The organism is Kitasatospora saccharophila (genome assembly GCF_039529925.1).
Lineage (GTDB): Bacteria > Actinomycetota > Actinomycetes > Streptomycetales > Streptomycetaceae > Kitasatospora > Kitasatospora saccharophila.
On sequence record NZ_BAAANS010000019.1, the window covers coordinates 40,061 to 54,140 of the forward strand.

Here is a 14,080-nt window from a genome sequence, read left to right on the forward strand (position 1 = left end):
CCCGTACCCTCGGACAGCGTGCCCCGTACCGAACCCCACCCCTCCCCGGCCGGCCCGACGCCCGCGCTGCGCCTGGCCAACCTCGCCGTGCACGGCCTGTTCCTCACCCTGCTCGCCGTCCTGCTGGCCCGCGCCGCCGCCGACGGGACACTCGGACCGGGCGGCTGGGCCACCGCCGGGGCGCTCGCCGCCGTGTACGCCGCCGGGGGCGCGCTGCGGCGGATCCGCGCGTCGCGGCCGCTGGGCGCCTGCTGGCTGCTCGCCGTCGCCGCCCTGTGGATCGGACTCACCCTCCAGCACCCCGAGTTCAGCTACCTCGCCTTCCCGCTGTACTTCGTCTGCCTGCACGCCCTGCCGCCCCGGCTCGCCCTGCCCGCCGTCCTCGCGCTCACCGCCGCCGTCGTCGCCGCCCAGAGCACCACCCCCGGCGGCCTCACCACCGCCAAGGTCCTCGGCCCGCTGGCCGGACTCGCCGTCGCCCTGCTCACCGCGTACGGCTACGCCGCCCTCTACCGGGAGAGCCGCGCCCGCCAGCAGCTCATCGACGACCTGGTCCGCACCCGCGACGAACTCGCCGCCAGCCAGCGCGAGGCCGGCCGGCTCGCCGAACGCCAGCGGCTGGCCCGGGAGATCCACGACACCCTCGCCCAGGGCCTGGCCGGGATCGTGCTGCTCGCCCGCGAGGCCGGCGGCGCCCCCGACCCCGTGCCGCTGCTGGACGAGATCGAACGCACCGCCTCCGCCAACCTCGCCGAGGCCCGCCGCTTCGTCCACGCCCTCACCCCGCCCGCGCTCGACGGCACCACCCTCACCGACGCGCTGCGCCGCCTCGCCGACGGCGCCGGCGCCGCCTTCCACCGCGACGGCGACCCCCACCCGCTGCCCGTCGAAGCCGAGGTCGCCCTGCTGCGGCTCACCCAGGAAGCCCTCGCCAACGCCGTTCGGCACGCCGCCGCCGCGCACATCGCCGTCACCCTCGCCTACCTCGACGACGCCGTCACCCTCGACGTCTACGACGACGGCACCGGCTTCGACCCCGCCACCGCGCCCGCCCCCGACTCCTTCGGCCTGCACGGCATGCACGAGCGGATCGCCGCCCTCGGCGGCACCCTCACCGTCGAATCCGCCCCCGGCGAGGGCACCGCGGTCGCCGCGACGCTCCCGCTGCGCGCCGTCGAACGGCCCGCGGCCGGTGCCGCGGAGGAGACCGCCGCGCCTCCCGGGCAGGAGCCGCCCGGGGCGGCGCGGCGGACGGCCGGACGGTTCGCGCTCGTCCTCGCCGGGGTGCGGCGGTGATCCGGGTCCTGGTGGTCGACGACCACCCCGTGGTCCGGCGCGGCCTGCGCGCCATCGTCGAGGAGCTGCCCGGGGTCACCGCCGTCGGCGAGGCCGCGGACGGCGCCGCCGCACTCGCCCTGCTCGCCGAACTGCCCGCCGACCGGCGCCCGCACGTCGTCCTGATGGACCTCCAGATGGGCGCCGGCATGCACGGCGTCGAAGCCACCCGCCGGATCACCGCGCTGCCCGAACCGCCCGCCGTCCTGGTCCTCACCACCTACTCCACCGACGCCGACATCCTCGCCGCCGTCGAAGCCGGAGCCACCGGCTACCTGCTCAAGGACGCCCCGCCCGAGGACCTCGCCGCCGCCGTCCACGCCACCGCCCGCGGCGAGACCGTCCTCGCCCCGCCCGTCGCCGCCCGCCTCCTCGGCCGGGTCCGGGCCGGACGCCCCACGCTCTCCCCGCGCGAGGCCGAGATCCTGCAACTCCTCGCCGAGGGCCTGCCCAACCGGCAGATCTCCAAGCGGCTCTTCATCAGCGAGGCGACCGTCAAGACCCACCTGGTGCACGTCTACGACAAACTCGGCGTCGACTCCCGCACCTCGGCGATCGCGGCGGGCCTCTCCGCCGGAATCATCCGCGCCGCGGAACGCTGACCGGGATTCCCCCGCGCGGGTCGCCCGGTGGCGGGGCCGGGACCCGATCGGAGCGGGCCGGGAACGTCGGGTGCGGGCGGGGCGGCCCTCCCTAGGCTCGGGGACAAGGAAAAGGGAAGGGAGCCGGGGTGCTGGAGCGGCTGAACCAGGCGATGGACCACGTGGAGGAGCACCTCGACCGGCGGTTGGACGTGGCCGAGCTGGCCCGGATCACCGCCACGTCGGAGTACCACTTCCGGCGGCTGTTCTCGTCGTTGGCGGGGATGCCGCTGTCGGAGTACGTCCGGCGCCGGCGGCTGACCGTCGCGGCGGCCGAGGTGCTCGCCGGGCAGCCGTCGCTGCTGGACGTCGCGGTGCGCTACGGCTACACCTCCGGGGAAGCCTTCGCCCGGGCGTTCCGCACCCTGCACGGGGTCGGGCCCGGGGAGGCGCGGCGCAACGGCGCGGTGCTGAACGCGCAGCCCCGGCTCTCCTTCCGTCTCGTCGTCGAAGGGAGTGCCACCATGCGGTACCGCATCGTGGAGAAGGAAGCGTTCCGGGTGGTGGGCAGGAAGGCCCGGGTCCCGCTGATCCACCAGGGGGTCAACCCGCACATCGTCGAGCACGTGCGGAGCGTCCCGCCGGAGACCACGGCGCGGATCGTCGCGCTCTCCGACCAGGAGCCGGAGGGCGTGGTGGCGGCGACGGTCCGGCTGCCGGAGGAGGGGCCGGACGGGCCGGACGGCTTCGCGGAGGGCAGCCTGCTCGACTACTACCACGCGGTGGTGAGCGGGGCCGCCGAACCGCCCGGTGACCTCGACGTGTTGGAGTGCCCGGCGGGCAGCTGGGCGGTGTTCGAGAACACCGGGCCGTTCCCGCAGGCACTGCAGCAGATGTGGGCCGAGGTCGCGGCCCGGTGGATCCCCTCCAACCCGTACGAGTACCGGCCCGGCCCGGAGATCCTGCGCGTCCGGCCCGTACCGGACGACCCGGAGCAGTCGACCGCGCAGCTGTGGATCCCGGTGGTCCGGACCCCGGCGTAGGCAGGGGGTCTGAGGGGAGGGGGAGTGAGGGGAGGGGGAGTGGGCGGGCTCCGGCGTGTGACAGGATCCGGGGCATGGTCACCCAGCATTCCCGCCCGTCCGCGCGGGTCGGCCGGCCCCGGGTGGCGGGGCCCTCGGAGAGTGAACTGACGCCGCGCGAAGAGGTGTTGGCGGCGGCGGCGGAACTGTTCACGGAGAACGGGTACGCCGCCACCACCACCCGCGCGGTGGCGGAGAAGGCCGGACTGCGGCAGGCGTCGATGTACCACTACTTCGCGCGCAAGGAGGACATCCTCGCCACCCTGCTGGAGTCCACCGTCGAGCCCTCGCTGCTGCTGGCCACCGCGCTGCTCGCCCGGCCCGCGCTCGACCCGGCCGCCCGGCTGTGGGCGCTGGCCGCCGCGGACGCCGCGCTGCTGCACCGCGGCCTGTACAACCTCGGCGCGCTCTACCAGCTCCCCGAGGTGCGCGGCGAACGCTTCGCCGGGTTCCGCCGGTCCCGCGCCGAACTGCGCTCCGCCTACGGCGAGTTGCTGCACCTGATCGACCCGGCGGGGCCCGGCCGCGAGCTGCGCTGCGACCTGTTGCTGGGCCTGGTCGAGGGCGGTGTCGCGGTGGTCCGCGGCCGACCGGAGAGCAGCGGCTACGACACCGCGGAAGTCGGCGCGGCCGTCGCCGACGCGGCGCTGCGGCTGGCCGGCTGCGACCGGGCTGGACGGGAGGCCGCGGCGCGCGAAGGTGCCGGGCTGGAGGCGGCGGTGTCGGCGGCCGCAGGGGCGGCGGCCCGGGGGGAGGCGTAGCGGCGTGGGGTGAGCCTGCGGGCGCACCCGACGCCGTACCACCCGGACCCGCGGCGGGCGCTGGACCGGCGGGAGGAGGAGGGCCGCACGTACGGCGTGCTCGACGTGGTCGGGGTGGTGCGCGGCCCGGCGGACGAGGAGCGGGCCGGTGCGGTCCGGCCGGTGGAGGGGGCCGGGGCGGTGGAGCTGTTCGGCGCCGGGCGCCCGAGGGCGGCGCGGGTCGCGGAGGTGGCCCGCCGGGCCGGGGACGGCCGGGTGCCGCCGTCCGACCGGGGCGCCGGCTGCGGCACGGCGGTGTGGGCGGGGTACGGCGAAGGCGACGGCGGCCCCGAGGGCCGTTGGTTCCGGGGCCGCGGTGAATCCTGGGCGGGGAAGGCGGGGCGGACGCCCTGGCCCCGGAGGGGCGGGGGCCTGGGCGTCCGGCGACCCGGCGGGGTGGATCAGGCGAACTGGCCCGGGACGTAGTCCCCGGCGGGCTGCTGGATGGTCACGTTGATCCGGTTGTACGCGTTGATCAGCGCGATCAGGCTGACCAGCGCGGCCAGCTGGTCCTCGTCGTAGTGCTTGGCGGCCTCGGCCCAGGCGGCGTCGCTGACCCCGCCCGCGGCGTCCGCGATCCGGGTGCCCTGCTCGGTGAGCTCCAGGGCGGCCCGCTCGGCCTCGGTGAAGACGTTGGCCTCGCGCCAGGCGGCGACCAGGTTCAGCCGGGTCTGGGTCTCCCCGGCGTGCGCGGCGTCCTTGGTGTGCATGTCGGTGCAGAAGCCGCAGCCGTTGATCTGGCTGGCGCGGATCTTCACCAGCTCCTGGGTCGCCGCCGGCAGCGCGGACAGGCCCAGGGCGTGGCCGGCCGAGTTGATGTACTTCAGGAACTTCGCGCCGAGCGGGTTGCCGAAGTAGTTGAGACGAGCGTTCACGGTGGGTGACTCCTTGGTGTTCAGCGCCGGTGTGTTCCGCGCTTCCGAAAGGTTGACCCCGCCGCGACCGCCGGTGTGACAGGCCGTGGATGTGACGCCGGTCACACCCCCGAGGGGGTGACGTTCCAGTGCTCCGGCAGATCGGCCTCGTAGAAGACGCACACGAAGAACCCTTCCCGCACCAGTGAAACCTCCCCGCAGCCGGTGCAGCGCCGGAACACCGCCGAGTAGGTGAAGCCGCCCGGGGGCGGTCACCGGGGGAGGGGGTCGGCTTCGGCGCTGGTGGGGGTGGGGACGGGGACGGGGTGCGAACGGTCGGGGAAGGGGATCCGGAAGGCCAGCAGGACGGCTGCGGCCAGGCCGACCGTCAGCAGTAGGCGGGCGCGGCGGGAGGCGGAACGGCCGCACAGGTGGGCGGCCAGGGCGAAGCAGGCCGCCAGGTACGGGGGTGCCAGCAGCCAGGCGTGCGGCAGGTCGAAGGTGGCCAGGGCCAGCGGGCGCAGCAGGGCCAGCGCCAGCACGCCCGCGAGGAGCGCGGTGCTCCAGGGGCGGATCAGCCCGGCCAGGCGCAGCAGCAGCCCGCCGAGCAGCAGGAACAGCGGCGGCGCGGTCAGCAGGAGCCAGAGCTCGGTGTCCGACAGGCAGGAATCGACCCCGCAACTGTCCTCCGAGCGCACCGCCACCCACAGTTCCAGGAACGTGACCGCCCCCAGCGCCGTGCCCACCAGCGCGGCCCGCGCCTTCGACCCGAGCTGCCCGAAGCGCCCGAAGCGCCCGAAGCGCCCGAAGCGGTCGATCCTCACCGCACCCCCCGTGTGTTCCCGTGCCGCCGGCGGGCCACCGCGCGGGGGAGCTCCCGCGGGCGGCCGGTGCACGGACATAGGGTGGACGCGCAGGAGCGCCGGACGGTTTCTTCGAGGAGCACGCAATGGACTTCGGGTGGACGGTCCCGCTGGTGGCCGCGCCGATGGCGGGCGGGGCGAGCACGCCCGCGCTGGTCGCCGCCGTCAACGGGGCGGGCGGCCTCGGCTTCCTCGCCGCGGGCTACCGGGACGCCGGCGGGATGGTCGAACAGATCGCCCGGACGCGGGAGTCGACCGACCGGCCGTTCGGCGTCAACCTGTTCGTCCCCGGGCCGCCGGCCGATCCCGGGCCGGTCGCCGCCTACCGGGAGCGGCTGCTGCCGGAGGCCCGGCGGTGGGGCGTCGAGCTGCCCGCCGCGATCCCGCCGGACCGGGACGACTGGGACGCCAAACTCGACGCGCTGCTGCACGGCCCCACCCCGGGCGTCGCCTGGGTGTCGTACACCTTCGGGCTGCCCGGGGCCGCCGAGGTCACCGCCCTCCGGGCCGCGGGCATCCGCCAACTCGGCACCGTCACCAGCCCCCAGGAGGCCCGCGCCGCCACCGCGCTCGGCCTCGACGCGCTGGTCGTCCAGGGCCCCGAGGCGGGCGGGCACCGCGCCACCCACCGGGCGCGGGACGAGCCCGGGACCCTGCCGCTGCTGCAACTCCTGGCCGCGGTGCGGGAAGTGACCCCGCTCCCGCTGATCGCCGCCGGCGGGCTGGGGGACGGGGCGGCCGTCGCCGCCGCCCTGGACGCGGGGGCGGTCGCCGCCCAGCTCGGCACCGCGTACCTGCGCACCGCGGAGTCCGGGGCCTCGGCCGCGCACCGCCGGGCCCTGGTCGAACTCGACGCCACCACCGTCACCCGGGCCTTCACCGGGCGCCCGGCCCGCGCGCTGCGCAACGCGTTCACCGAGCGGCACGAGGGGCGGGCGCCGGCGGCGTACCCGGAGGTGCACCACCTGACCCAGCCGCTCAGGGCGGCCGCCGGGCGCCGGGAGGACCTGGCGGCGATGCACCTGTGGGCGGGCACCGCCCACCGCGCGGCCCGCGAGGGCTCGGCGGCGGACGTCACCCGGGAGTTGTGGCGGGAGGCGCTGCGGGGGTAGCGGCTCAGCCCAGCAGGTCGCCCATCCAGGACTCGACGGCGGCGGCCTCGCGGGGGAGGGCGCCGGACATCAGGCGGGCTCCGTCGGCGGTGATGACCAGGTCGTCCTCGATCCGGACGCCGATGCCGCGCAGCTCCGCGGGGAGGGTGAGGTCGTCGGGCTGGAGGTAGAGGCCGGGCTCGACGGTGAGCACCATGCCCTCCTCCAGGACGCCGTCCAGGTAGGTCTCGGCGCGGGCCTTGGCACAGTCGTGCACGTCGAGGCCGAGCATGTGGCCGCTGCCGCAGAGGGTGTAGCGGCGGTAGAGGCCGGAGTCCTCGTGCAGGGCCTCCTCGGCGGAGACCGGGAGCAGGCCCCACTCGGCGAGGCCCTCGGCGATGACGCGCATGCCGGCCCGGTGGAACTCGCGGAAGGAGGCGCCGGGGCGGAGGGTGGCGATGCCCGCGCTCTGCGCGGCCAGGACGAGTTCGTAGACGTCGCGCTGGGCGGGGGTGAAGGTGCCGGAGAGCGGGAGGGTGCGGGTGATGTCGGCGGTGTAGAGGCTGTCGGTCTCCACGCCGGCGTCGAGCAGGAGGAGCTCGGTGGGGTCGAGCGGGCCGTCGTTGCGGATCCAGTGCAGCACGCAGGCGTGCGCGCCGGAGGCGACGATGGTCTCGTAGCCGGTGCCGTTGCCCTCGGCGCGGGCGCGGCTGTTGAAGGCGCCCTCCAGTCGGCGCTCGCCGCGGTGGTGGCGCAGCGCGGCGGGGATCGCGCGCACGACGTCCTGGAAGCCGGCGGTGGTGTGGTCGACGGCGAGCTGGAGCTGCTCGACCTCCCAGGCGTCCTTGACCAGCCGCAGTTCGGCGGTGGCGGCGGCGAACCGGCCGTCGGGCAGGGCGTGTTCGGCGCCGGGTCGGCCGGCCAGCGCGTCCAGGGCCGGGTCGACGCCGGCCAGCAGGCGGGTGGGGACGGAGCCGGTGAACAGCCCGGGCAGGTCGTCGAGGTGGGCGGTGCGCAGGCCGGTGAGCCGGGCGGCCTCGGCGAGGTCGGCGCGCCGGCCGACCCAGAACTCGCCGTAGCGGCGGTCGCGGTAGAACTCGGCGGAGCCGCCGGAGCGGTCCGAGCGGGGGCGCAGGTAGAGGACCGGCTCGCCGTCCGGCTCGACCACCAGGACGTGGCCGACCTGCTCCTCGCCGGTCAGGCCGGTGAGGTGGGCGTAGGCGCTGTGGGGGCGGAAGCGGTGGTCGCAGTCGTTGCTGCGGACCTTCAACCGGCCGGCGGGGACGAGCAGGCGCTCGCCGGGGAAGGCGGCGGCGAGCTTGGCGCGCCGGGCCGGGAAGTGGGCGTAGCCGGGGACGCGTTCGTCGGCGGGCAGCGGGGTGGCGGCCCACTGGCCGGCCATGTAGGCCTCCAGCGCGGGGGTGACCGGGAGGTCGTGGCTGCCGGTGTTCAGGGTGGGCTGGTCGGCCATCGTCTGGGCTCCTGAGACCTGGTTGAGCTGGGACAACGTGCTTGGTGGGAAAAGAACTCGCCGCGCGGGGGCGGGCGCCGCAATGACACGGGTCGATAACGGTCCCGCTCCCTCGTTGCGCAGTGCAATTTCACATTACTATGTTACGGGTCACACCTCAGAGCGGGCCAGACTCCGGGCGGCACGGATTCCCCGTTGAACGGCAGACCGGCCCCCATTCCCGGAGTTGCACATGAACAGGCGTTCCCACGTCGCCCTGGCGGCGGCCATCGCGGCATCCCTCACCCTCGGCCTCGGTGCGTGCGGCAGTGACAGCGGCGGCGGTGACGGCGGCAGCGGCGACCAGCAGGGCGTGACCACCCAGGGCAACGGCATCATCGGCGGCACGCCGGTGAAGGGCGGCACCCTCACCATCCTGTCGAACCAGGACTTCGACCAGCTCGACCCGGCCCGCAACTGGACCATGCCGGTCATGGACGTCGGCGTCCGGATGCTCTACCGCACCCTGACCACCTTCAAGGCCGCCCCCGGCGCCGAGGGCCTCAAGGTCGAGCCCGACCTGGCCACCGACCTCGGCACCCCCAGCGACGGCGCCAGGACCTGGACCTTCCACCTGAAGGACGGCCTCACGTACGAGGACGGCACCCCGATCGTCGCCGACGACATCAAGTACAACGTCGAGCGCTCGTTCTCCGCCGAACTGGCCGGCGGCCCCGACTACGCGGCCCGCTACCTGGCCGGCGTCGACGGCTACCAGGGCCCGCTCGGCGGCAAGCGGCTGGGCAAGGAGTCCATCGAGGTCCCGGACGCGAAGACCATCGTCTTCCACCTCAAGCGCCCGGTCGCCGAGTTCGGCCAGACCGTCACCCTGCCGACCTTCTCGCCCGTCCCGCAGGCCAAGGAGACCGGCGCCAACTACTCCAACCACCCGGTCTCCTCCGGCCCCTACAAGATCGAGAGCTACGACCGCGGCAAGCGCATGGTCCTCGTCCGCAACACCAACTGGGACCCGAGCACCGACCCGGTGCGCAAGGCGTACCCGGACCGGATCGTCGTCGACCAGACCCTCAAGGGCACCGGCATCGCCGACCGCCTGATCGCCGACCAGGGCGACGACAAGAACGCCGTCTCCTACGTCGACCTGACGCCGGCCAAGATCTCCGAGGTGCTCACCAACCCGGACGTCAAGAGCCGCCTGATCAGCGAGAACGGCGGCTGCACCACCATGCTCGACATGAACACCACCAAGGCGCCGTTCGACAACGCCAAGGTGCGCCAGGCCATGCAGTACGCGGTGGACAAGGAGTCCTTCGCCGCCGCCATGGGCGGCCCGGCGTTCAACGACATCGCCACCACCTACCTGCCGCCGGTGCTCACCAACGGCGCCCCGGTCGACCACTTCATGATCAAGCCCGCGGGCGACCCGGACAAGGCCAAGCAGCTGCTCACCGAGGCGGGCCTCCCGAACGGCTTCGACACCGAGATGGTCACCTCCACCGGCGGCAAGCAGCAGGCCGAGGCGGTCCAGGCCGCCCTCAAGCGGGTCGGCGTGAACGTCACCATCACCACCGTCGACCCCACCGCCGTCAACTCCATCGTCGGCGACAAGGACAAGCAGCCCGGCCTGGCCCAGCTCGGCTGGTGTCCGGACTACCCGTCGGCCGGCACCTTCCTGCCGATGATCTACGACGGCCGGCAGATCCGCGACAAGGGCAACAACGGCAACATGACCCGGTTCAACGACCCCGAGGTCAACGCCGAACTCGACCGGATCGCCGGCCTGTCGGACCTCCAGCAGGCCAACGCCGCCTGGCTCGCCCTCGACGCCAAGATCATGGACGCCTCGCCCGCCGTCCCGCTGGTCTGGCAGAAGAAGCCGCTGCTGGTCGGCTCCAACATCGCCGGCGCCTTCGGCTCGCCGATCTGGTCCGCGCAGATCGACTACGCGACCATCGGCCTCAAGTCCGTGAAGTAAGGCGGGAGTTACCCACATGACCACCCCGCTCGCCCCGGCCCCGGCCGGGGGAGCGGGGGCCCCGGACGCCCCCCAGGCACCCGCCGCCCCCGCCTCCCCCCGGGCCCTCGCCCTGCACCGCCTGCGCCGCCAGCGCACCGCCACCGTCGGCGCCGCGATCATCGCCTTCTTCGTCCTGGCGGCCGTCCTCGCCCCGGTCCTCACCGCGATCAGCGGCACCGGCCCGGACACCATCGACAAGAAGGCCGTCGACCCCTACCTCGGCGGCCTGCCCCGCGGCTCCCTCGGCGGCATCAGCCCCGAACACTGGCTCGGCGTCGAACCGATGCTCGGCCGCGACATCTTCGCCCGGCTGCTGTACGGCGCCCAGATCAGCCTGCTGGTCGCCTTCGTCTCCGCCCTGCTGATCACCCTGATCGGCACCGTCCTGGGCATCACCGCCGGCTACTTCGGCGGCCGCGTCGACGCCGTGATCAGCCGCTTCATGGACATCATGATGTCCTTCCCCAGCCTGATCTTCATGATCGCGCTGCTCTCGGTCGCCCGGGACGTCAACCGGGTGCTCCTGCTCATCGGCGTGATGTCGCTCTTCTCCTGGCCCTACATCGCCCGCGTCGTCCGCGGCCAGACCCTCTCGCTCAAGCACCGCGAGTACGTCGAGGCCGCCCGCGCCAGCGGCACCACCAACCGCCGCATCCTGTTCGGCGAGATCCTCCCCAACCTCACCGGCACCGTCATCGTCTACGTCACCCTCGCCGTCCCCGGCCTGATCGGCACCGAGGCGGCGCTGTCCTTCCTCGGCGTGGGCATCCGCCCGCCCACCCCCTCCTGGGGCCAGATGATCTCCGACGCGGTGCTCTACTACAAGGTCGACCCGATGTTCTTCATCCTGCCCAGCGCCTGCCTGTTCCTGGTGGTCCTGGCCTTCACCCTGGTCGGCGACGCCCTGCGGGACGCCCTCGACCCGAAGGGCAGCCGGACGTGATCGGATTCCTGCTCCGGCGCGTCCTGGCGATGGCCGCCACCCTGCTCGCGGTCTGCGCCCTCACCTTCGCCGTCTTCTACCTGCTGCCCAGCGACCCCGCCGCCCAGTTCTGCGGCAAGGACTGCTCCGCCGACCGGATCGAACTCGTCCGGCAGCAACTCGGCCTGGCCGACCCCCTGATCGTCCAGTTCTGGCACTACGTCACCGCGATCTTCGCCGGCCGCTCCTACGGCACCGGCCCGTACGCCGTCCAGTGCGACTTCCCCTGCTTCGGCTACTCCTTCCAGTCCGCCCAGCCCGTCTGGGACCTGATGACGGACCGGCTGCCCACCAGCGTCTCGCTCGCCCTCGGCGCCGCCGTGCTCTGGCTCCTCCTCGGCGTCGGCGCCGGCGTGCTCTCCGCGCTGCGCCGCGGCAGCTGGCTCGACCGCACCCTGATGATCGGCACCATCGGCATCGCCGCCCTGCCGGTCTACTTCACCGCGATGATCCTGCTCTACCTGGTCGTCACGGTCGCCGGGATCCTCCCCTACCCGCGCTACATCGCCTTCGGCGAGAACCCCGGCCAGTGGGTCACCAACCTGATCCTGCCCTGGATCACCCTCGCCCTGCTGAACGCCGCCCTCTACGCCCGGATGACCCGCAACTCCGTCATCGAGACGATGGCCGAACCGTACGTCCGCACCGCCCGCGCCAAGGGCCTGCGCGAACGCCGCGTCGTCGGCCGGCACGGACTGCGACCCGCCCTCACCCCCGTCGCCACCATGCTCGGCATGGACCTCGGCGGACTGCTGGCCGGTGCGCTCATCACCGAATCGCTGTTCAGCCTCCCCGGCATCGGCAAGCTCTTCGCCGACTCGCTCAACAAGGCCGACCAGCCGGTGATCATGGGCATCACGCTGCTCGCCTCCTTCTTCATCATCAGCTCCAACCTGGTCGTGGACCTCGTCTACGCCTGGATCGACCCGAGGGCGAGGCTGTCATGACCTCCCACCCACTGCTCGACGTGCACGACCTCGCGGTCGAGTTCACCACCGAGGAAGGCACCGTACGGGCCGTCAAGGGCGTCGACTTCACCGTCGAACGCGGCCGCACCCTCGGCATCGTCGGCGAATCCGGCTCCGGCAAGTCCGTCACCTCGCTCGCCGTCATGGGCCTGCACCGCGGCGCCACCGTCACCGGCTCCGCCAGGCTCGACGGCACCGAACTCATCGGCGCCCCCGACGAACACCTGCGCAAGCTCCGCGGCCGCAGGATGGCGATGGTCTTCCAGGACGCCCTCACCGCCCTGCACCCCTACTTCACCGTCGGCGACCAGATCGCCGAGGCGTACCGCGAACACTTCGGCGGCAGCCGCAGGGCCGCCCTGGCCCGCGCCGTCGACGTCCTCGGCGACGTCGGCATCCCCGGACCCGCCCGCCGGGCCGGCGAGTACCCGCACCAGTTCTCCGGCGGCATGCGCCAACGCGCCATGATCGCCCTCGCGCTGTCCTGCGAACCCGACCTGGTCATCGCCGACGAACCCACCACCGCCCTCGACGTCACCGTCCAGGCCCAGGTGCTCGAACTCCTGATGCGCCTGCAGCAGGAACGCGGACTCGGCATCGTCATGATCACCCACGACCTCGGCGTCATCGCCCGGGTCGCCGACGACGTCCTCGTCATGTACGGCGGATCCGCCGTCGAACAGGCCCCCGCCGACACCCTCTTCACCACCCCCCGGCACCCCTACACCCGCGGCCTGCTCGACTCGCTGCCCCGCCTCGACGCCGAGGACGGCGCCGAACTCCGCTCCATCCCCGGCAGCCCTCCCTCCCTGCTCGCCCCGCCCGCCGGCTGCGCCTTCCACCCGCGCTGCGCCCTCCACGCCGCGAAACCCGACGCCCGCTGCACCGGCGACCGCCCGCCGCTGCGCACCGTCGCCGACGGCCACCGCAGCGCGTGCGTCCTCGACGAGGTGACCGCATGACCACCGAGACCGCCCCCCTCGCCGACGCCGCGGACTCCGGCACGCCCGAAGCCCTGCTCAGCGTCCACGACCTCGGCATGACCTTCCCCGGCCCGCGCGGCACCCTGCGCCGCCGGCCCGGCGTCCGCGCCGTCGACGGCGTCACCTTCGACGTCCGCCCCGGCGAGACGCTCGGCCTGGTCGGCGAGTCCGGCTGCGGCAAGTCCACCACCGGACGGATGCTGGTCCGGCTGCTCGACCCGACCGCCGGCCGGGTCAGCTTCCGGGGCCAGGACATCACCCGCACCTCGCAGCACCGACTGCGGCCGCTGCGCAGCCGGTTCCAGATGATCTTCCAGGACCCGTTCGCCTCGCTCAACCCGCGGCAGACCGTCCAGCAGATCATCGCCGCACCGCTGCGCGCCCAGGGCGAGTCCAGGGCGAGGATCCGCGCCGAGGTCCGCGACCTGGTCCAGCTGGTCGGCCTCGCCCCCGAACACCTGGAGCGCTACCCGCACCAGTTCTCCGGCGGCCAGGCCCAGCGCATCGGCATCGCCCGCGCCCTCGCCACCCGCCCCGAACTCGTCGTCGCCGACGAACCCGTCTCCGCGCTCGACGTCTCCATCCAGGCCCAGATCGTCGGCCTGATGGAACGCCTCCAGCGCGAACTCGGCGTCGCCTACGTGTTCATCGCGCACGACCTCGCCGTGGTCAAGCACATCAGCCACCGGGTCGCCGTCATGTACCTCGGCCGGATCGTCGAGATCGGCGACAAGCGGCAGGTCTACGACCACCCCGCGCACCCCTACACCAAGGCGCTGCTGTCCGCCGTCCCGCTGCCCGACCCGGTCGCCGAACGCACCCGCGAACGCATCGTCCTGCTCGGCGACCCGCCCAGCCCCGCCAACCCGCCCAGCGGCTGCACCTTCCACCCCCGCTGCCCCAAGGCCCGGGCCCGCTGCCGGACCGAAGCGCCGCTGCTCACCCTCACCGCCCCGGGCCGCCAAGCGGCCTGCCACTTCCCGGAGTAGCACCACCGCGCTCCCGCCCCGACCGGCCGTCCGACCGCTTCCGCGGCCGGCCGGGGCGGGTCCA

The 14,080-nt window shown here is 74.1% G+C and carries 14 protein-coding genes; 11 read left to right on the forward strand and 3 right to left on the reverse strand.

All coding sequences use genetic code 11. The features are described from left to right. The first annotated feature begins 18 nt into the window (after positions 1 to 18). The 5 genes from ABD345_RS15845 to ABD345_RS15865 all read left to right on the forward strand — a co-directional run bounded on the left by ABD345_RS15845 (position 19) and on the right by ABD345_RS15865 (position 4,224). Positions 19 to 1,296, forward strand: coding sequence for a sensor histidine kinase (locus tag ABD345_RS15845; RefSeq protein ID WP_344552755.1), 1,278 nt, complete (start codon positions 19 to 21; stop codon positions 1,294 to 1,296). Beyond that, positions 1,293 to 1,937, forward strand: coding sequence for a response regulator (locus ABD345_RS15850; RefSeq protein ID WP_344552756.1), 645 nt, complete (start codon positions 1,293 to 1,295; stop codon positions 1,935 to 1,937). Before ABD345_RS15845 ends, ABD345_RS15850 begins: the two co-directional genes overlap by 4 nt. A gap of 128 nt (positions 1,938 to 2,065) precedes the next feature. Continuing rightward, a complete protein-coding gene (locus tag ABD345_RS15855) occupies positions 2,066 to 2,959 on the forward strand; it encodes an AraC family transcriptional regulator (RefSeq protein WP_344552757.1) in 894 nt (297 codons plus the stop codon). A 74-nt stretch (positions 2,960 to 3,033) separates the two neighbouring features. Beyond that, positions 3,034 to 3,759: a TetR/AcrR family transcriptional regulator gene (locus tag ABD345_RS15860; protein ID WP_344552758.1), complete on the forward strand. Its 726-nt coding sequence runs from the start codon at positions 3,034 to 3,036 to the stop codon at positions 3,757 to 3,759. A 9-nt stretch (positions 3,760 to 3,768) separates the two neighbouring features. Continuing rightward, positions 3,769 to 4,224 (forward strand): hypothetical protein, encoded by a 456-nt coding sequence (locus tag ABD345_RS15865; RefSeq protein ID WP_344552759.1) that lies wholly within the window; start codon positions 3,769 to 3,771, stop codon positions 4,222 to 4,224. Here the strand turns inward: ABD345_RS15865 and ABD345_RS15870 are convergent. Both ABD345_RS15870 and ABD345_RS15875 read right to left on the reverse strand, forming a co-directional pair. Continuing rightward, complete coding sequence (locus ABD345_RS15870; RefSeq protein WP_344552760.1) at positions 4,200 to 4,673, reverse strand: carboxymuconolactone decarboxylase family protein; 474 nt, start codon at positions 4,671 to 4,673, stop codon at positions 4,200 to 4,202. The genes ABD345_RS15865 and ABD345_RS15870 overlap by 25 nt on opposite strands. A gap of 251 nt (positions 4,674 to 4,924) precedes the next feature. After that, positions 4,925 to 5,476, reverse strand: coding sequence for a hypothetical protein (locus ABD345_RS15875; RefSeq protein WP_344552761.1), 552 nt, complete (start codon positions 5,474 to 5,476; stop codon positions 4,925 to 4,927). A 125-nt stretch (positions 5,477 to 5,601) separates the two neighbouring features. On the opposite strand from ABD345_RS15875, the gene ABD345_RS15880 reads away from it, so the two are divergent. Then, the gene (locus ABD345_RS15880) at positions 5,602 to 6,627 is read left to right on the forward strand and encodes a nitronate monooxygenase (protein ID WP_344552762.1); all 1,026 of its coding nucleotides are present in this window, start codon (positions 5,602 to 5,604) and stop codon (positions 6,625 to 6,627) included. Between the two features lie 4 nt (positions 6,628 to 6,631). On the opposite strand, the gene ABD345_RS15885 is transcribed toward ABD345_RS15880, so the two are convergent. Beyond that, positions 6,632 to 8,077 (reverse strand): aminopeptidase P family protein, encoded by a 1,446-nt coding sequence (locus ABD345_RS15885; RefSeq protein ID WP_344552763.1) that lies wholly within the window; start codon positions 8,075 to 8,077, stop codon positions 6,632 to 6,634. 232 nt (positions 8,078 to 8,309) lie between these two features. Here ABD345_RS15885 and ABD345_RS15890 point away from each other — a divergent pair, with 232 nt between their 5' ends. Genes ABD345_RS15890 through ABD345_RS15910 form a run of 5 tightly spaced genes read left to right on the forward strand, consistent with a single transcriptional unit; the run spans position 8,310 to position 14,016 of the window. After that, positions 8,310 to 10,052, forward strand: a complete 1,743-nt coding sequence (locus ABD345_RS15890) for an ABC transporter substrate-binding protein (protein ID WP_344552764.1) — start codon at positions 8,310 to 8,312, stop codon at positions 10,050 to 10,052. Between the two features lie 16 nt (positions 10,053 to 10,068). Continuing rightward, entirely contained in the window at positions 10,069 to 11,037 is a 969-nt protein-coding gene (locus ABD345_RS15895) for an ABC transporter permease (RefSeq protein WP_344552765.1), read from the forward strand. Continuing rightward, on the forward strand, positions 11,034 to 12,023 hold the full coding sequence (locus ABD345_RS15900) for an ABC transporter permease (protein WP_344552766.1): 990 nt from the start codon (positions 11,034 to 11,036) through the stop codon (positions 12,021 to 12,023). The genes ABD345_RS15895 and ABD345_RS15900 overlap by 4 nt, the downstream gene beginning before the upstream one ends. After that, positions 12,020 to 13,006 carry an ABC transporter ATP-binding protein gene (locus tag ABD345_RS15905; protein WP_344552767.1) on the forward strand — a complete coding sequence of 329 codons (987 nt, stop codon included), beginning with the start codon at positions 12,020 to 12,022 and terminating at the stop codon, positions 13,004 to 13,006. The genes ABD345_RS15900 and ABD345_RS15905 overlap by 4 nt, the downstream gene beginning before the upstream one ends. Further along, positions 13,003 to 14,016 (forward strand): ABC transporter ATP-binding protein, encoded by a 1,014-nt coding sequence (locus ABD345_RS15910; RefSeq protein WP_344552768.1) that lies wholly within the window; start codon positions 13,003 to 13,005, stop codon positions 14,014 to 14,016. The genes ABD345_RS15905 and ABD345_RS15910 overlap by 4 nt, the downstream gene beginning before the upstream one ends. The last annotated feature ends 64 nt before the right edge of the window (positions 14,017 to 14,080 follow it).